Raw genomic sequence first — 17,950 nt, 5'->3', positions numbered from 1 at the left:
CCTAAAATTGTTGCTGCCTGCCATGACTGATATTCAACCCAAGATCAGAATAGTTACTGCTGCCAGTTTGTTCGACGGACACGATGCAGCCATCAATATTATGCGCCGCATTTTGCAATCGAAAGGCGCAGAAATCATTCACCTCGGCCACAACCGGAGCGTTCACGAAATTGTAGAAGCCGCTATTGAAGAAGATGCCCACGGCATTGCTATTACGAGCTATCAAGGGGGTCATGTGGAGTTTTTCAAATACATGAAAGACCTGCTCGATCAGAGCGGTTGTGGTCACATCCGCATTTTTGGCGGCGGTGGCGGCACCATTTTGCCCGAAGAAATTGCGGAGCTTCATGCCTACGGTATTACCCGTATTTACAGCCCCGATGATGGCCGCGAAATGGGCCTCGAAGGCATGATTGAAGATTTGCTGGAGAAGTCGAAAGCCCCCAATTATTTCAATAGCACAAATGATACACTGAACTTTTGGAGTGCAGAAAAAAACTGGAACGGCCATACTCCTTTGAGTAAAGCCCAAGACATCAGGAAAGTGGCGAGAGCTATCACAAAAGCGGAACTGGGTTTGGTAATTGAATCCGAAAAAGTTACCTCCTCATCCTCCCCCTCCGGGCCATTGGCACCGGCCGAAGCGTCGGTGGGCCGGGGGGCTGTCCTCGGCATCACCGGTGTAGGCGGAGCAGGCAAGTCTTCTGTAACTGATGAAATTGTACGACGCTATCTCAGCCTTACCGAAAACAGTGGTCAAACCATTGCGGTTATTTCGGTAGATCCTTCTAAAAAGAAAACCGGTGGTGCCTTGTTGGGCGACCGCATTCGCATGAACAGCATTGCCCACCCACGGGCATACATGCGTAGCCTGGCTACCCGTGAAGACAATGCCGCCCTCAGCCAACATGTGCAGGATGCCATTGATGTGTGCAAAAATGCAGGGTATGATTTCATCATTCTCGAAAGTGCTGGTACGGGTCAAAGCGATGCATCGATTCTGGATTACTGCAACCTGAGTTTGTACGTAATGACGCCGGAATATGGAGCCGCATCGCAGTTGGAAAAAATCAATATGCTCGACTATGCCGACATCATTTCCATCAACAAGTTTGACAAAGCCGGTGCTTTGGATGCACTGGCCGATGTACGCAAGCAGTACAAACGCAACCACGGTTTGTGGACGGCCAAAGATGAGGAGCTACCCATTGTAGGTACCATGGCCAGCAAGTTCAACGATGAAGGCATGAACCACCTCTTCGACAAACTGCTACACAGCCTGCAAACCAAACTGGGCGTAAGCTTTGGTGATGCTCAGTTTGGCCAAACAGCGAAGATTTCTCAAGCCGTTATTCCCCCATCCAGAGTACGTTATCTCAGCGAAATAGCCGACAACAACCGCCAGTACGATGCCTGGGCCAAAGAACAAGCCAACATTGCTACCAAATTGTATCAACTGAATGGTGTGTTGCAAGATGCGCCTGATAATGCAGCACTGCTACAACTACAGCAGCAGTATCAGGATAAGCTGAGCAAAGAATGCCACAAGCTGTTGATCGATTGGCCCAATATGGTGAAGAAATACAGTAACGAGTTTTTTGAATATCAGGTTCGGGACAAAGTCATTAAACAAGCCATGACCACTACTTCGTTGAGTGGCACATCTATTAAAAAAGTAGTGCTGCCCAAGTACAAAGACTGGGGCGATGTGTTACAATGGCAATTGCAAGAAAACGTACCGGGCGAATTTCCGTACACTGCTGGTGTGTTTGAATTGAAACGTGCCGGCGAAGATCCTACCCGCATGTTTGCCGGCGAGGGCTGCCCCGAACGCACCAACAAACGCTTTCACTATGTAAGCCACGACCAACCAGCCAAGCGTTTGAGTACAGCGTTTGATAGCGTCACACTCTACGGCGAAGATCCGGATGCCCGCCCCGACATCTATGGCAAAATTGGCAACAGCGGTGTAAGCATTGCAACAGTTGATGATGCAAAGAAATTGTACAGCGGTTTCGACTTGTGCGACCCACGCACTTCTGTCAGCATGACCATCAATGGCCCGGCGCCCATGCTGCTGGCGTTTTTCATGAATGCAGCTATCGATCAGCAGTGCGAAAAATGGATTACGGAAAACAACCAATGGGAAAAGGTGCAAGCCTATGCAGCGGAGAAATACCGACACGTGCCCCGTCCGCAATACATACATGATAATGCCGCAGGTCATTTGCCAGCAGGCAATAACGGACTTGGATTGCAGCTGCTTGGCCTGAGTGGCGATGAAGTGCTACCTGCAGAGGCGTATGCACAATGCAAGCAAACGGCCTTGCAACAAGTGCGTGGTACCGTGCAGGCAGATATTCTGAAAGAAGACCAGGCCCAAAACACCTGTATTTTCAGTACTGAATTTGCGCTGAAATTGATGGGCGATGTGCAGGAATATTTTATTGAAAACAAGGTGCGGAATTTTTACAGTGTGAGCATCAGTGGCTACCACATTGCCGAAGCAGGCGCCAACCCCATTACGCAGCTGGCATTTACACTGGCCAATGGTTTTACCTATGTAGAATACTACCTGAGCCGCGGCATGCACATCGATGATTTTGCACCCAACCTCAGTTTCTTTTTCAGTAATGGCATGGATCCCGAATACAGTGTGATTGGCCGTGTGGCCCGCCGCATTTGGGCCAAGGCCATGAAGTATAAATACAAGGGCAACGAACGCAGCCAAAAGTTGAAATACCACATTCAAACCAGTGGCCGCAGCCTGCATGCACAGGAAATAGATTTCAACGATATACGTACCACGCTACAGGCATTGTATGCCATTTACGACAACTGCAACAGCCTGCATACCAATGCGTATGATGAAGCCATTACAACACCTACAGAAGAGAGTGTACGCCGGGCCATGGCCATACAACTCATCATCAACCGTGAGTTGGGAAGTGCGAACACAGAAAACTTCATTCAGGGCTCATTCATCATTGAAGAACTGACTGATTTGGTGGAAGCCGCCGTACTGAAAGAGTTCGACCGCATCAGCGAACGTGGCGGTGTATTGGGTGCTATGGAACGCATGTATCAGCGCAATAAAATACAGGAAGAAAGCCTGCATTATGAAATGCTGAAACATACCGGTGAGTTGCCCATTGTAGGTGTAAATACCTTCCTCAACAAGCAAGGCAGCCCTACACAAATACCCGGTGAAGTCATCCGTAGCACTACAAAAGAGAAGGAACAACAAATCACGAACCTGCAAGCGTTTTGGCTGCGCAACGAAGACAAGAGTAAAGCTGCTTTGCAACAATTGAAACAAGTAGCCATCAATAATGGCAACCTGTTTGAAGCGCTGATGGAAACCGTGAAGTATTGTTCATTGGGACAAATCACCAAAGCCTTGTATGAAGTGGGTGGCCAATACCGGCGCAATATGTAAAAATCAATCTGCATTAAGATAAGCAAGGGAGCCACTATGGCCCCCTTGCAGTTTGTCCACACACGCATCACTCCACAGCTATTGCTGCACCACCGCATTGTAACGGTTGATGTACATTGTTTTTTCGCCTTTCATTACTTTGGCTACACCATCGCTGAAATAATCAGCGTAGTGGTATATAAAAGGAATCACCAATTTACCATCAGTATCTATAAAGCCCCAGTAACCTTTGGCGTTAGAAACAGCCGCCAATTTTTCTCTGAAGCCACGGGCATTGTCATACATCATAGGAATCACTTCTTTTCCATCATAATTAATGTAGCCCCATTTTCCATTTTGTTTTACTGCAGCAAGGCCATCGTGATAGCACAATGCATCTTCATATTTTGGTTCAATGGTTACTTTTCCAAGACTATCTACATAGCCCCAGGCATTGCCAGTTCTTACAGGTGCATAGCCCTCACTCATGGTAGAAGATTCATCATACTGAAGCGCCACCACTACTTTACCATCTTTATTGACGAAGCCGTATTTACCGTTCTTTTTTACAAGACTTACACCATTGGATAAATCGTTGACGAAATCGTAATCTTTAGCCCATTTTTGTGCAAATACCGGCATGAAAACAGGCAACATCAAAATGAGGAATAGCTTTTTCATGGCAAGAAAATTTAAAAATGAATTCAATGAACTGACTCCTGTTAAGTTACCATAAAAAGTAGCCGGTAAACATGACCAAAGTCACTGATAGCGGGGTCTGATGCACCGCATTATTATCGCCGGAAAAAGCCTGCACATTGACTTAAAAGATTATTTTGACAAGCCCCTGCAATCCTTACCTTGAGCGGGCAACTTTTTCACCGCTTTATTTTGATTGTATGCTGAGGTTAGAAAATCAATACTTGTCGATTGGTATAAAACCAATGGGAGCAGAACTCTGTAGCGTACGCCACACCAATGGTATAGAATACATGTGGCAGGCAGAAGCGGCATGGCCCAAGCATTCACCGGTGTTATTTCCCATAGTGGGCACACTGGTTAATAACACCTATTATTACCAGCAGCAAGCTTATCATTTACCCCGGCATGGCTTTGCCCGAGAAATGAGATTTATGCCCACCTTGCTCAGCGAAACAGAAGCGCTGTTTACACTTTGCAGCAATGCAAACACGTTAGCTGTTTATCCCTTTCATTTTCGTTTGCATTTGCACTACCACTTGCACCACGATACACTCGCCTGTACGTATATGGTGGAAAATACGAGTGACACAGAAATGTATTTTTCGATAGGCGGACATCCGGCATTTGCAGTTCCATTGCTATCAACAGAGCAATACAGCGATTATCAATTGAGGTTTAGTGAAACAGAACCATTGCTACGCTGGAAACTCAACAATGGCTTACTGCGTAACGATACTGAACCCGTGACCGGTCAGGTGGGCAATTCATTGCCACTGCAACCATCTCTTTTTTATGAAGATGCCATTGTATTGAAAGACTTGCAAAGCGACATTGTAAGCCTGTTGAATACCGACGCATCACATGGCATTGATTTTCGCATCAAAGAATTTCCGCACCTTGGTATTTGGGGCGCAAAAGACGCTCCATTTGTATGCATAGAGCCGTGGTGCGGTCATGCCGACCCGGTCAATCATGCGCAAGACATTACACAAAAGCCAGGCATTGAAAAACTGGAAGCCAATGGTTTTTGGCAACGCGGTTGGACGGCTCGTTTTTTCTAATAAACTATCGCTTAAAATCGAGCACTGCAGTAGTGCCATATTCTGTATGGCTGGCCATGGCAATACCTACTTTTTTGTAGTTGCCCAACAGCATGGTTCGGTGCCCGAGTGAAGGCACATCTTTATCAATCAATAAACTTGTAACGATGTCAATGGCATTGTTGTATCCGTAGTGGCAGCTTTCTGCATCAAACTGTTCCACCTTTTCACAATCAGCAGTAATACGTTCGTGGCCTACAAAACCCGCTTGCCCGCTACTAATGGCATGACAACGGGCACTTACCCAACTCAACGAATCTGGCTGAAGTACAGGCATAGGTTTCATGCTCATCAGCGTAGCATACAAACTTTTATACTCAGCAGATTGAGCTATATCAAACTGATGAGAACGCTTGGGAAATTGTGGCAAGACAGTGGTTGCATACAATACCGGATTCATGCGGACAAGATTGAGCACCTGCAATATTTCTTTCTCTATTTTATTGAGGTAAATGGCTTTTGCGCCAGTATTTGCTTTTGTATACAAAGCAGCACTCCACGATTTTGAAAATGCTGTAAAGGGATTGGCAGGAGGTGCAGCTACAACGGGTTTAAGCAGCAATACAATGCTGCAAAGCAATGAGATAAATATTCGTTGCATACAGGTTGGGTTTTGTGCACAAACGCATAACCTGATAATGCTATTGCAAATGGTAAAACAAAAAAAGGGCCAGGCGAAGAATCGCCCGGCCATTCAATTGTGATTTGATTTATAAATACACCATTGTCGCCTTAGTGAACTACCACAAACTGCTTGTTGATTTGCAGGTGGCCGCTGTGCAATTGTATGAAGTAAACACCTGCAGGGAGCTGGGTTACGTCTACCAATTGCTGATTTTGTCCTTTGTATATCTGAACGGGTTTATTACTGATGACTTTACCGGTTGCACTGGTAATAGTCACGGTTGCTTTTTCTTCTATCGTACTCTCAAATCGCAAACTCATGTTTTTGCTGGCGGGGTTGGGGTAAACGGTTGTACCGTTGATGTTTTCATCACCAGCCATAGCAGCACCCAACTGAGGAGCCCATGCGGTGGCATTTGTTTCGGCCATTAAACCGTAGCAACTGCTATTGTTGTAGCGGCTGTCTTTACCAGCAATTTTTACGTAGTACGTAACCCGCTTGTTTATTGAGTTGAAAATGATGACATCATTGTTGTTTCCGGTGTTGGTAGAAGCGCCCACCATACGGAAGTTTTTATCATATAGGTACATATCGTAATCATCTGGCAGCTGTGACAGGGTGATACGAACATTTGTCAAATTATCATTACCCACAGTAAACTTGAACCAATCTTCATCGGTGCTGGTACTTATTCCGGCAGTTATAGCAGTACCCGGAGTAATCAGTTTGGCTTGTTTAGAGCTGTTACTTGGTTCGTAATTATCGTTGCAAACTATTGGCGCTGCTGTTGAAAACTGAGCTTCGCTATAGCTGCTGATTGCACCGGCAGTACAATTTGTTTTTACCCGCCAGCTGTACGCAGTAGCAGCAGTAAGACCAGACAGCATATGAGATGTAGTGGTAGTAGCCGCCGGTACAGTAATCCAGTTTGTAGCAGTTGTTTCTTTGTAAGCTACTTCATAACTCTGTGCACCGATAACGGCTGTCCAGCTAATGGTAGCGGTGGTGGTGGTAATATTGCTGCTTGCCAAACCTGTAGGTGCATTGCAGCTTACCAGTGATTGAAACTGACTAGCAGAAAAAGTACCGGTAGTGCCGCCGCAAATAGCAGCTACCCGCCAATTGTAGTTGGTACCAGATTGCAGGTTGGCCATATTTACAGAAGTAGCAGCGAGGTTGCTGGCAGCTACACTCCAAGTGCTGGCACCGGCTACCTGAAACTCTACAGTATAAGCACTGGCGCCATTTACAGCATCCCAAGATACCGTAGCAGATGTAGTGGTAACAGCTGTGACGGTTAAATTAGCCGGAGTACCGCAGCTTTCAGCCACGGCACCAATCAATGTACGTTCCCAAACGCCTCTGCCGTAAGTAGCCACTCTCAGCAATTGTCCTTGTTGGTGAATTTTTACATCGTTTACAGCAGTAAGCGGCAAATTGTTGGTAATGTCTACCCAACCTGTAGTGGTATTGCTTTTGTAGAAAAGCCCAATATTCATACCTACATAGATAGTTTCATCACTGTTGTCATCAACAGCGATGGATCGGGCTATTACACTTGGCAGGTTGTCGGAAATGTTGGTAAAAGAAACACCGGCATTGGTTGATACGAATACGCGATTAAAAGTACTGTTACAAGCTACATATACTTTTGTGGGATCTACAGGACTTACTTCAATGTCGTTGATAGCGGCAGGCAATGTAGTTGTAGCCCATGTAGTGCCACCATCTGTGGTTCTGAAAAGTGTTGTTCCTTTTGAAGCATAAATGTAATTAGCGTTAGTGGATGCTACATCCATAGCAGTAAGGCTAACATTAATACTGCTTCCTGAAATCTTTGTCCATGTGTCACCGTTATTTGTGCTTTTGAAAATGCCAGTCCAGCCACCATACATGGTACCGGTTGCATCATCAATATCCAATGGAGTTACCCATTCGCCAGCAGAAGGTCTGTTGAGTGTGGTATAACTTAAACCACCATTGCTACTGCGGTAGATAGATCCGTTTTGGCTGGTACCAATCATCAGGTTGGCATTGGCAGTAGAAATAATGCCGTCCATACCATCAGCACCCAGCCAATCAGTCCATGCGCCATTGTTAAATACACTTGAGCCGTTGTCTTGTGCACCACCAGTAAAAACTTGAGCGTTTGTTTTGCTATTGGCAATGCGGTAAAACTGCCGGATGCCAAGGCCTGCACTCAAATCAATCCAATTATCAGCAAAATCTACTGATTTAAAAATACCGCCATCACTACCAGAGTAAATAGTGCTGCGAGACCACTCCATAGCATGCACATCGGCATGGTTGTAACCAATGCTATTGGGGTAAGACCACGCAGTTACAGGTGCAAAGGTTTTGCCGGCATCGGTCGATTTGAATACGATGATTCCTGCAAGATAAATTTCGTTTGCATTTGAGGGATTGGCCACCAACGCCATGTCATAGCCAGCTTGTCCACCAGTACCGCAACCAGTTGTTTCATAACCAAAAAAGTTTGTACAACCGGCAGACGAACCTTCTACAGCAACAGTGAAGGAAATACCGGCGTCGTTAGAAATGTATAATTTACCAAATTCGTTGCCATTTGCTTGTGCTATATATACTCTTTCAGGATTGGCAGCAGATACTGCAACCAAGCTACGGCCACTGGCAGTAATACCCTGAGTAGTAGATAAAGTCGTCCATGTAAGTCCTGCATCTGCACTGCGCAACACTACTGAACTACTGGTTGCATAAATAACAGATGAGTTACCGGGTTTAAATTCCAAATCTTCCATTGCAGTGCCGGTAAAAGTTCTGGTCCATGCACCACCACCGTTGGTACTACGCCAAATACCGTTTGCTGCGCAAACAAATACATTGTTTGAGTTAGCGGGGTCAACTACAATTTTGCGGATGATACCAGTCATGCCGGTATTAATGGGTGCCCATGTAGCACCAGCATCCAATGATTTTATAACGACGTTTGCATTGCTGCCAGCGTAAATAGTGTTGGGATTGTTTGGATCAATTGTAACAGCAAACATGTTCATCCACAAACTATTGAAGTCTGTAAGTGGATACCAGCTACCACCACCTGTGATTGTTTTCCATATACCACCACCGGGAGATGCTATGTAAATTGTATTTGTATCTGTAGGATGAACCGCTAAAGAAGTAATGCGGCCTACACCAGGGTTCCAACCACTGGTTCTGTTCCAATTGTGAGGTCCTTTTTCAATCCATGGTCCTGCATTGGCAGGTACAGTTGCGTTGGCACTGGTAGCACCATTGTTGGTATTAGTTTGAAAACTTTTGTAGGCAATCCAATCATGCTCCGGTGCTAAGCGGAAACCATTTTCATCAAGGTGATATTGTACCTCATATAACCAACGCTGGTATTGCTTGTAGCCGGTACCACGTTCGGTACCCGTACTATCAAAGTATTTTTTTGCTAATTGTTGAATTTGCTGAATGCTCAAATCCCTTCTCTCCATGAGAGAAAAAATATCAGTCTGAGCAAATAAAGAGGTTACAATAAGGACAAAGATTCCTATAACCCCAATCCGGCGAAGGATGAGCGTCAACATCACAAATGAATTAAAATGGTGAGTAAATGCGCTATAACCCGATGGGCACCATAGCGATTGCTACCTGTTTAAGAAGTCGGGGGCGGTTTTTTACACCCAAGCCGTGGTGCGGATGGGTAAGTTGCGACGATGGTTAATCGTTGTGGCAGTCAGTTCGCGACAAAGCTGAAAGCCAGAAAGTCAATGGTGTGTTTTTGGTTCACTTCGCAGCTCTTAAAAAGGTCAGCCATGTCCGTTTTTCAAGCCGCTTCAGCCATTAAAGTGTAACCTTCAATGTTTATACAATATTAATGCCAATTTTCCACACCCTTTGTAGTTCAGCATAGGACTATACCGTTTTTTTACTACTACAAAGCCTGTCATTGTTGCTACATCCATGTCGTAACCAGACAACTACATGCTGTAAATCAACTACTTATAACTTTTGAAATATGTTGCCTTACTCCATGCCAAAAAAATCTGGCAGCTTGTAGTTATCCACATACAATTTATTCATCCCGGTTATACAGCCGGGTTTCAGCCCTCATTTACCGTCAAACCACCGACCTTCCGGAACAAATCCGGAAACCGCCATTACTCCATGAAATATTGCATCCTGTTTCTGAGCTTGCTGGCTTTTGCTTGCACAAAAGCCCCCTACTCCGCCACCAACAAAACTTATAAGCAGCAAGCCAAACGATATGCCAAGCTGCTCAAAACCTATCCCCTGCAAGACAGCTTTGCTACTTCCCCCGATTTTGTAGGCACCACCAACTTCAGCATGCGCAAACCCAATTATGTTATCATTCATCACACGGCGCAAAACAGTTGTGAGCAAACCCTCAAAACCTTTACGCTTACCCGTACCGCAGTGAGTTCACATTATGTGGTGTGCCGTACCGGAACGGTTTTTCATATGCTGAATGATTACCTGCGGGCACATCATGCCGGTGTAAGTTTTTGGGGCGGCGCCACCGACCTCAACAGCAGTAGTATTGGTATAGAAATAGACAACAATGGCAGTGAGCCATTCAGCACCGAACAAATCAATAGTTTACTGGAAGTATTAGGTAAACTGAAAAAATCGTTTGCCATACCGGCCCGCCACTTTATAGGCCACGCCGATATAGCACCTGGCCGTAAAGTCGATCCCAGCCGTCATTTTCCGTGGAAGCAACTGGCCGATGCCGGCTACGGCATTTGGTACGATACCACTAATATTAATGTACCGGCCAACTTTGATGCGATGACGGCCCTCCGCATCATAGGCTACGACATTAGCAAACCCGCAGCAGCCATTCAATCGTATAAAATTCATTTTGTACCACAAGACACGCTGAATATCATTGGCCCGGCTGATGAAAAAATTCTCTACAGCCTGATGCAGAAAAGTCTGTAATCAAACTCAACCATTTGAAATGGTTGCAGTTATAAGTACATGCTGCATTTGAATAAGGAAGAATTGCAAAACATGGAACGGTTTTACCGGGCCAATTTGCTGAGTAGTATGAGTGGCATTAAGCCCGCCATGCTGGTTGGAACCAAAGGCACCAATGGCGTCGCCAATCTGGCGTTGTTTCAAAACATTGTACATCTTGGTGCCGATCCGGCGCTGATCGGACTCATCAACCGTCCGGTGGCGGCTACCCCGCATACCTTGGCCAATATTGAAGCCACAGGTTGGTTTACCCTCAACAGTGTACACAGTAGTTTTACTGATAAAGCCCATCAAACCAGTGCTAAATATGACGCCGCCGTAAGTGAGTTTGATGCCGTGGGCCTGATGCCCTTGTACGAAACCTTTTGCCCTGCACCGTTTGTGGCAGAAAGTAAACTCCGGCTGGCTTTACAATTGGTAAAAATTGTTCCGATCAAACACAACGGTACATTCCTCATCATTGGTTCGGTAGAGCATGTGGTACTACCCAAAATGCAATTGCAAAAAGATGGCTCAATCGATTTGGAAGAGCTCTCGCTAGTAGCCAGTGCCGGGCTCGATACCTATTTTAGTATCCATCAGCTGGCCCGCTTTCGCTATGCCAAACCTGATGCCGATATGCAGGAAATTCTACCTGTATCAAAAGGTTAAGCAAATGCGGGCAATGGCATCAAGCTGCCACTGTCCGCAGTATTTTTTTTACCACGCCTACCAATGGCAAGGGCTGGTAAAACGGCCATTCAAAAGAGGCCAATCCGCTATGCAATGGCAGCAATTGCCAGGCATGTTGCTGCTGTCCCAGTCTTCTTAGCAAAAACTTTCCATCCAGCTCCAACAACACTATAGCACCGGGCACAGGCAATGCTTTCCGGTCAATAAGCAGTTCATCGCCGGGCAAAAATCCTGCTGCAGCAAGGCGGCTACTATGCACCATGAAATGATGATTATCAAACAGTTCGTCTTTCCGCCTCATTTCATCAATCAAGTTTCTGGCCTGTATTTTTTCCTGCACCATAAAATTATTTTGCTCAAAGCTAAATGTTTTAGTATTTTAGTGCTAAATATTGTGGATAACAATTCTGAAAGCCTACAACTGAGCAACGATGGAAAAACAGACACTAACCCCTTGGGACAATTGGCTACGCTACAAGCTGGTAGCCCAGCCCGATGCCAATGCCATGCAGGCCTTGGAACAAAGCCGCCAATCGTTTAGAGAAGCCTACCCCGAGGAGGCTCTTTACCCCCAGCCCGAAATCTCTTTTTTCGAGCAGCGGCTACCCGAATCGGCCGAGCCCTTGCTATGCCAGTGGCTGCAGCAGTTGTGTAAAAACGAGACCGCATTTCCAGTGGTCATCAACAATGTGTCGGGCAAGCCGCCACACCTCGTGTATGCCCGGGTACAGAGCACCGGCGCCCATGCCCTGTTTGTAATAAAACTCAAAGCCTTGTTGCAGCAGCTGGCAGGTTTTACGTCAGCCGGTATCAGTCATCAGCAAATCAGCTTGCTGCCACTCGTATCCGAACTGCCGGGCATGTTGTTTCACAAAGCCATGCAGGAATTTTCGACTACCGAACTGGCTGCACAAACTACTGTGCAGCATTTGCAACTCATGAAGCGCCTGCCCGATGGCAGCTGGCAGCTGGTGCAGCGCTTTGCATTGCTGCAATGCAGCTGCGCCGTTCCGGGTATCCAACATTGGTTTTCACCCACCGCATTTGTTCATCCCAATTAGTTTGTTGCCGCCATGACCATGCATTTGTCAACCGCTCCTTTGCAGCCCATTACCGCTCTGGTGTACGATTACCAGCTCATCATTCGCCCCAACGAAAAAGTGCGGCGCCGCCTTGATGCAGCCCGCAGCAAAGCCCGGGAGCAAATGCTGCCTTTTGGCAACTGGCACCCCGGCAAAAACCACATTCCCGTAGCCAGTTTTTCACAGCTGGCCTCGCTGGAAAGCCGCCTCACCAGCCGTCTCGAAACACTGGCCAAAAGTCTGCCACCCTTCCGGCTGCAGGTACAACATTTTGGTGCCATATTGCACCACACCATCTTTTTCCGCATTGCCGAAAATGCCGGCTTCAACCAAATGGTCCGATTGCTGCATGCCGAAAAAGCAGCACTTACGGTGCTCAATCAGGAGCCCCGCATTGCCAGCATGGCTAAAATAAATGTGGCCTACAAACTCACCGCAGTCGATTTTGAAAACGCCTGGCATGCGTTCAAATCAAAACGCTTTCAGGTAGATTTCATTGCCGACAACATGCTGCTGCTGCGCAAACGCCCCGGCGAAACCCACTGGCAAATCCTCTCCGCCCTCCATTTTGAAAACCTCCCCATCGAAATCCAACAGGGACAGCTGTTTTAATCAATAGGACGCGGATGGGTAGGATGAAAACGGATTTTCGCTGATTCTCTCAATTTTAAACTCCGTGCTCTCTGTGTCCTCTGTGCGAAAACCATTAGCACATTTTCACAGTAGAATTTCTGTTAAACCTCCCCTTATGCACATGGAATGAGTAATTAATGCGCATCTCAGTCGTTACAGCAATTAAAAACACGGCTATTTTTACCATGATGGCACTGGCACAACACATTCAGTTTGAAAAAGAAAAGAATCTGAAAGCAGCAGGTATCACCATGGTGACCACCGCTTTCATTGTGGCATTACTGTTTATCATAAACTGGTCCATTCCATACCCACCGCCACCCTTGCTCGATGAAGGTGTGGAAGTAAACCTCGGCAACAGCGAAACCGGTTTTGGAGATATTGCCCCCATGGTACCCGGCGACCCCGCCCCCGAAGCGGCCGAGCAGGTAGCCAGTGTACCGCCTTCAACGCCACCCGCCCCCGAACCAGTGACTGCCGAAGAGGAAGCCGACGCCAACGACGAAGTAGTGGTACCCAAAAAAGCCACCGTTACCAGCCCCAAGCCCAAACCGGTAACCAACCAAACCGTGGCCAACAAGCCCGTAAACAATACACCTCCTGCCCCGCCACAGCCCAAGCCCAAGGCCCAAATGGGTGCTTACAAAGGCGGCACCGGCACCGGTGGCAACAGTCAGGATGGATTCAACAATGTACGCAACCAAGGCATAGCCGGCGGCACCGGCGATCAGGGTAAACCCAACGGCAACATCAACAGCGACAATTATAAAGGCGACGGTGGTACCGGCAAAAGCGGCGTAGCCATCAGCCATGGCCTCACCGGCCGCAGCATCATGCGTACCCCCAGCTTCGAAGACGACTTCAACGAAAACGCCAAAATCGCCATCGATGTACGGGTAGACGAAACGGGCAAAGTCATCAGCGCCACTTACCAAAGCCGCGGCAGCACCAGTTCCAATTCCAACCTCAAGGCCATTGCCATCCGCAAAGCCAACCAAATCAAATTCAGCCCCGGCGATGGCGAAAGCCTCGGCACCCTCATTTTCAATTTCCGATTGAAGAATTAATGCAATTGGGGGCTCTCAGCCACTGTGCATACAGCAGTTGTAGTCCGGCGTGTTCCGGCTCCGCTGCGCTCCGGTGCTGCGTTACACTCCGCACCAAGCCTCCACCCACCGCAGCCCATCAGCTCCTGTGCATGGCTCAACAGTGCAGCACAGGTCGGTGCATTTCGTTTTCTTTGCAGCCGCATTCATCTTCATGACTTATCAGCAAACCATCGACTATCTGTACGCCCGGTTGCCCATGTTTACCCGCATTGGCGCCGCTGCTTACAAAAAGGATTTACATAATACCATTGCGCTGCTCAATGCCATTGGCAATCCGCAGCAGCAATTCAAGAGCATTCATATCGCCGGCACCAACGGCAAGGGCAGCACCAGCCATATGCTGGCGGCCATTTTGCAAACGCATGGCTACAAAACCGGCCTTTACACCTCACCTCACCTTGTCGATTTTCGGGAACGCATCAAAATCAATGGTGACTGGATTGATGCAGATTTTATCGTCGCATTCACGGAGCAAATCAAACCCGTCATCGAAGCCATTGAGCCCAGCTTTTTTGAAGTGACCGTGGCTTTGGCTTTTGCATGGTTTGCACAGCAGCAGGTAGACATTGCCGTGATTGAAACCGGACTCGGTGGCCGCCTCGACAGCACCAACATTATTACCCCCGAACTCAGCATCATTACCAATATTGGCTGGGACCACATGAACCTGCTGGGCAATACACTGCCCGAGATAGCAGCAGAAAAAGCAGGCATCATCAAACCCGGCATACCTGCTGTAGTGGGCGAATACCTGCCCGAAACGAAAGACGTATTTGTGCAGCAAGCCAGCCGATGCAATAGCCCCCTGGTTTTTGCAGCCGATGCTTTCAATATTACGCAGGTAGCATCAACACCACAAGCACTTACGGTATCGCTGCACAACATCGCAACAGATGAAACCATCTCGCTGACCACCGACCTTGGTGGTTTGTATCAGCAGTACAACCTGCGGACGTTGTACAGCAGTTGCCTCGCTTTGCAGCAAGCCGGATGGCCGCTGCAATTATCACTTATTCAGGAAGCCTTGCAAGAGGTAAAAAAAAGTACCGGTTTGCATGGCCGCTGGGAAGTGTTGCGGACATTGCCTCTGCTGGTGCTGGATGTAGCCCACAATGTAAACGGCATTCAGCAAGTGCTGCAGCAACTCCAACACTGGCAGCAACAATACAGCGGCATGCAGGTACACATCGTCATAGGTATGGTGCGGGATAAAGACATTGACCAGGTGCTTACATTACTACCCAAGGAATACCACTACTACTTTACGCAAGCCCAGCTACCCCGTGCCCTGCCCGCCCCCGATATGCAGCAGCAGGCCGCACAGCATCACTTGCACGGAGAGGTATTTACGCAAGTGAACGACGCCATTGCCGCCGCCATGCATGCCGCCCAACCACAAGATTTGGTGTTGGTATGCGGCAGTGTATTTGTTGTGGGAGAAGCAGACCTTGCCCGGTGGGAGGAAAAACAGATTGTAAGCTGACGAATTCACTGGTTCCTGTTTTCGAGGACCAATAACAACAGCGCCCCACTTTCGTGAGGCGCCGTTCGATATTATAAGTTGAGTCAGACGTATTACACCAACATCTATCAACTATCATCAATTTATTACCTTAAGCTTTTTCCGCCATATCCGGAATGGCTTCTGCCTTGTACGCACCGGCATCCAGTTTTTCTTTGGTTTCGGTAAAAGCTTTCAATGTCAGCTCAATGTCTTCATCGGTATGAGCGGCACTAGGTATAAGTCGATAAATAATGTGCCCTTTAGGAATAACAGGATACACCACAATAGAGCAGAATATTTTGTAGTTCTCCCGCAGGTCCATCACCATGGCGGTAGCTTCTTCAATACCACCCTTCATGTACACCGGCGTTACTACCGAATCGGTTTTACCAATGTCAAAACCACGGGCTTTCAAACCTTCCTGCAGCTTGGTCGCATTTTCCCACAACTTGTTTTTCAGTTCGGGCATGGTTTGCAACATGTGCAGGCGCTTAAGGTTGCCCAATACAATGGGCATGGGCAGGCTTTTGGCAAAAATCTGACTGCGAATGTTGTAGCGGATATAATCGATAATGGCTTTAGGACCGGCAATAAACGCACCAATGCTGGCCATTGATTTGGCAAATGTGCTGAAGTACAAATCGATACCATCCTGGCAGCCTTGTGCTTCACCAGCGCCGGCACCTGTTTCGCCGAGGGTACCAAAACCATGCGCATCATCTACCAGCAGGCGGAAGTCATATTTGCCTTTGAGGGCTACGATTTCTTTCAGTTTACCCTGGTCGCCGGCCATGCCAAACACACCTTCGGTAATCACTAAAATGCCACCGCTTTTTTGCTTTTCAATCAGCTGTGTAGCACGTTGCAATTGCTTTTCGCAATCTTCAATATCGTTGTGCTTAAAAACGTAACGATGACCGGGGTGCAAACGCAACCCATCAATAATACAAGCATGGCTTTCGGCATCGTAAACTATCACATCATGACGGCCACACAACGTATCAATGGCACTCATGATACCCTGATAACCGAAGTTGAGCAATATGGCATCTTCTTTATGTTCAAATGCAGCCAGTTCGGCTTCCAAACGTTCGTGGTGGTTGCTGTTGCCGCTCATCATGCGAGCACCCATGGGGTAAGCCAAACCATATTCGGCAGTGGCTTCGGCATCTACCTTGCGTATTTCAGGATGGTTGGCCAGGCCCAGGTAGTTATTGAGGCTCCATACAATCATTTCCTTTCCGCGAAACTTCATGCGGGAAGCAATTTCTCCTTCCAGTTTGGGGAAGGCAAAATATCCGTGAGCACGTTCACGGTGCTGACCAAGAGGTCCGTAATTCTTCAACAGTCTTTCAAAAATGTCGGCCATAGCGCTGATTTTCTTGTGGTACAAATCCAGCCAGACAGCTGGTTTTTCGGGCGCAAATGTACATTTTACACACGGCACAGCAAGTAAAGCTTCTCCAAAGTTGAGCACACCCTGTGCATCTGTGCCTTGGTCAAAGCTTTGGAGCATTGTCTTTCCAGTGCCACAAGTGCAGGCAGGCGTAGGTTTGATACGGGTGCCATTTGGCGGCAATGGCTTGCATGCGGGCCTTCTGGCGGCGTAGGTCTTTGCTGCGAATGCCGTACAGTAGCAGCATGGCTTGCCGTATGCCCAAATCATCTACCGGAAATACATTGGTGCGGGCAAGGCTAAACATCAGCAGCATTTCCACCGTCCATTGGCCCACGCCTTTTATTTGTGTCAGCAAGGCTATCACTTCTTCATTGGGCAGGGCATGTATTTGTCGGTCGGTCAGTTGTTTTTCCACAAAAAAAGTAGCTACGGCATGTACATAAGTTGCTTTGGCGTGGCTCAACCCAATACTGCGTAGTTGCTCATAAGAAATGGCCAGCACATCCGTCATGCCTGGTGTTTTTTCTTCGGTAAACAAAGCCAGAAAACGCTGCTGAAACACCGCCGCCACTTTTGTACTGAGCTGCTGGCTCATAATGGAGAGCATCAACTGTAGTCCAATATTTCTTTTTTTCCTGATAGCAAATACCTGCCCTTGCAGCACTTCAAAAAGTACCGGATCATTTTTCAACACTTGTACGTATTCCGCCATAAATC

Annotated in this window: 14 protein-coding genes; 8 read left to right on the top strand and 6 right to left on the bottom strand. The window is 47.4% G+C overall.

Translation table 11 applies throughout. The annotated features are described in order from the left end of the window. Positions 1 to 22: 22 nt before the first annotated feature. Complete coding sequence (locus V7Q13_RS02160; protein WP_333799039.1) at positions 23 to 3,439, top strand: methylmalonyl-CoA mutase family protein; 3,417 nt, start codon at positions 23 to 25, stop codon at positions 3,437 to 3,439. Between the two features lie 78 nt (positions 3,440 to 3,517). On the opposite strand, the gene V7Q13_RS02155 is transcribed toward V7Q13_RS02160, so the two are convergent. Beyond that, positions 3,518 to 4,099 (bottom strand): WG repeat-containing protein, encoded by a 582-nt coding sequence (locus V7Q13_RS02155; protein ID WP_333799038.1) that lies wholly within the window; start codon positions 4,097 to 4,099, stop codon positions 3,518 to 3,520. A gap of 218 nt (positions 4,100 to 4,317) precedes the next feature. Between V7Q13_RS02155 and V7Q13_RS02150 the strand changes: the two genes are divergently transcribed. Further along, complete coding sequence (locus V7Q13_RS02150) at positions 4,318 to 5,181, top strand: aldose 1-epimerase family protein (protein ID WP_333799037.1); 864 nt, start codon at positions 4,318 to 4,320, stop codon at positions 5,179 to 5,181. A 4-nt stretch (positions 5,182 to 5,185) separates the two neighbouring features. Here V7Q13_RS02150 and V7Q13_RS02145 read toward each other — a convergent pair whose 3' ends face one another. Next, positions 5,186 to 5,821 carry a hypothetical protein gene (locus V7Q13_RS02145; RefSeq protein ID WP_333799036.1) on the bottom strand — a complete coding sequence of 212 codons (636 nt, stop codon included), beginning with the start codon at positions 5,819 to 5,821 and terminating at the stop codon, positions 5,186 to 5,188. A 131-nt stretch (positions 5,822 to 5,952) separates the two neighbouring features. Beyond that, on the bottom strand, positions 5,953 to 9,324 hold the full coding sequence (locus V7Q13_RS02140; RefSeq protein WP_333799035.1) for a VPS10 domain-containing protein: 3,372 nt from the start codon (positions 9,322 to 9,324) through the stop codon (positions 5,953 to 5,955). 673 nt (positions 9,325 to 9,997) lie between these two features. Between V7Q13_RS02140 and V7Q13_RS02135 the strand changes: the two genes are divergently transcribed. Further along, on the top strand, positions 9,998 to 10,795 hold the full coding sequence (locus tag V7Q13_RS02135; protein ID WP_157478846.1) for an N-acetylmuramoyl-L-alanine amidase: 798 nt from the start codon (positions 9,998 to 10,000) through the stop codon (positions 10,793 to 10,795). A gap of 39 nt (positions 10,796 to 10,834) precedes the next feature. Further along, positions 10,835 to 11,485, top strand: a complete 651-nt coding sequence (locus tag V7Q13_RS02130; protein ID WP_333799034.1) for a flavin reductase family protein — start codon at positions 10,835 to 10,837, stop codon at positions 11,483 to 11,485. A gap of 19 nt (positions 11,486 to 11,504) precedes the next feature. Here the strand turns inward: V7Q13_RS02130 and V7Q13_RS02125 are convergent, their stop codons facing one another. After that, positions 11,505 to 11,807 carry a LexA family protein gene (locus tag V7Q13_RS02125; RefSeq protein WP_333799033.1) on the bottom strand — a complete coding sequence of 101 codons (303 nt, stop codon included), beginning with the start codon at positions 11,805 to 11,807 and terminating at the stop codon, positions 11,505 to 11,507. A gap of 130 nt (positions 11,808 to 11,937) precedes the next feature. Here V7Q13_RS02125 and V7Q13_RS02120 point away from each other — a divergent pair, with 130 nt between their 5' ends. From V7Q13_RS02120 to V7Q13_RS02105, 4 genes are all read left to right on the top strand, one after another. Then, positions 11,938 to 12,567: a hypothetical protein gene (locus tag V7Q13_RS02120; protein WP_333799032.1), complete on the top strand. Its 630-nt coding sequence runs from the start codon at positions 11,938 to 11,940 to the stop codon at positions 12,565 to 12,567. Between the two features lie 12 nt (positions 12,568 to 12,579). Continuing rightward, positions 12,580 to 13,200, top strand: coding sequence for a 2'-5' RNA ligase family protein (locus V7Q13_RS02115; RefSeq protein WP_333799031.1), 621 nt, complete (start codon positions 12,580 to 12,582; stop codon positions 13,198 to 13,200). 158 nt (positions 13,201 to 13,358) lie between these two features. Beyond that, positions 13,359 to 14,288 carry a hypothetical protein gene (locus V7Q13_RS02110; RefSeq protein ID WP_333799030.1) on the top strand — a complete coding sequence of 310 codons (930 nt, stop codon included), beginning with the start codon at positions 13,359 to 13,361 and terminating at the stop codon, positions 14,286 to 14,288. A 193-nt stretch (positions 14,289 to 14,481) separates the two neighbouring features. Next, positions 14,482 to 15,813 carry a bifunctional folylpolyglutamate synthase/dihydrofolate synthase gene (locus V7Q13_RS02105; RefSeq protein ID WP_333799029.1) on the top strand — a complete coding sequence of 444 codons (1,332 nt, stop codon included), beginning with the start codon at positions 14,482 to 14,484 and terminating at the stop codon, positions 15,811 to 15,813. Positions 15,814 to 15,943: 130 nt separating this feature from the next. On the opposite strand, the gene V7Q13_RS02100 is transcribed toward V7Q13_RS02105, so the two are convergent. Together V7Q13_RS02100 and V7Q13_RS02095 are read right to left on the bottom strand one after the other, a co-directional pair. Continuing rightward, the gene (locus V7Q13_RS02100) at positions 15,944 to 17,203 is read right to left on the bottom strand and encodes an aminotransferase class I/II-fold pyridoxal phosphate-dependent enzyme (RefSeq protein WP_333799028.1); all 1,260 of its coding nucleotides are present in this window, start codon (positions 17,201 to 17,203) and stop codon (positions 15,944 to 15,946) included. A 130-nt stretch (positions 17,204 to 17,333) separates the two neighbouring features. Next, the gene (locus tag V7Q13_RS02095) at positions 17,334 to 17,945 is read right to left on the bottom strand and encodes a DNA-3-methyladenine glycosylase family protein (RefSeq protein ID WP_333799027.1); all 612 of its coding nucleotides are present in this window, start codon (positions 17,943 to 17,945) and stop codon (positions 17,334 to 17,336) included. Positions 17,946 to 17,950 lie beyond the last annotated feature (5 nt).

It is taken from the genome of Phnomibacter sp., assembly GCF_036803085.1.
Lineage (GTDB): Bacteria > Bacteroidota > Bacteroidia > Chitinophagales > Chitinophagaceae > Phnomibacter.
Note: the sequence above shows the minus strand (reverse complement) of the source record. Positions and strands in the feature narration are given on the sequence as shown.

Bases quoted from the DNA above. Each gene is read 5' to 3' on its own strand.
- V7Q13_RS02095 (WP_333799027.1), bottom strand. From the start codon at position 17,945: ATGGCGGAATACGTACAAGTGTTGAAAAATGATCCGGTACTTTTTGAA.
- V7Q13_RS02130 (WP_333799034.1), top strand. From the start codon at position 10,835: ATGCTGCATTTGAATAAGGAAGAATTGCAAAACATGGAACGGTTTTAC.
- V7Q13_RS02150 (WP_333799037.1), top strand. From the start codon at position 4,318: ATGCTGAGGTTAGAAAATCAATACTTGTCGATTGGTATAAAACCAATG.
- V7Q13_RS02135 (WP_157478846.1), top strand. From the start codon at position 9,998: ATGAAATATTGCATCCTGTTTCTGAGCTTGCTGGCTTTTGCTTGCACA.
- V7Q13_RS02110 (WP_333799030.1), top strand. From the start codon at position 13,359: ATGCGCATCTCAGTCGTTACAGCAATTAAAAACACGGCTATTTTTACC.
- V7Q13_RS02145 (WP_333799036.1), bottom strand. From the start codon at position 5,821: ATGCAACGAATATTTATCTCATTGCTTTGCAGCATTGTATTGCTGCTT.
- V7Q13_RS02115 (WP_333799031.1), top strand. From the start codon at position 12,580: ATGACCATGCATTTGTCAACCGCTCCTTTGCAGCCCATTACCGCTCTG.
- V7Q13_RS02125 (WP_333799033.1), bottom strand. From the start codon at position 11,807: ATGAGGCGGAAAGACGAACTGTTTGATAATCATCATTTCATGGTGCAT.
- V7Q13_RS02120 (WP_333799032.1), top strand. From the start codon at position 11,938: ATGGAAAAACAGACACTAACCCCTTGGGACAATTGGCTACGCTACAAG.
- V7Q13_RS02100 (WP_333799028.1), bottom strand. From the start codon at position 17,203: ATGGCCGACATTTTTGAAAGACTGTTGAAGAATTACGGACCTCTTGGT.
- V7Q13_RS02105 (WP_333799029.1), top strand. From the start codon at position 14,482: ATGACTTATCAGCAAACCATCGACTATCTGTACGCCCGGTTGCCCATG.
- V7Q13_RS02155 (WP_333799038.1), bottom strand. From the start codon at position 4,099: ATGAAAAAGCTATTCCTCATTTTGATGTTGCCTGTTTTCATGCCGGTA.
- V7Q13_RS02140 (WP_333799035.1), bottom strand. From the start codon at position 9,324: ATGGAGAGAAGGGATTTGAGCATTCAGCAAATTCAACAATTAGCAAAA.
- V7Q13_RS02160 (WP_333799039.1), top strand. From the start codon at position 23: ATGACTGATATTCAACCCAAGATCAGAATAGTTACTGCTGCCAGTTTG.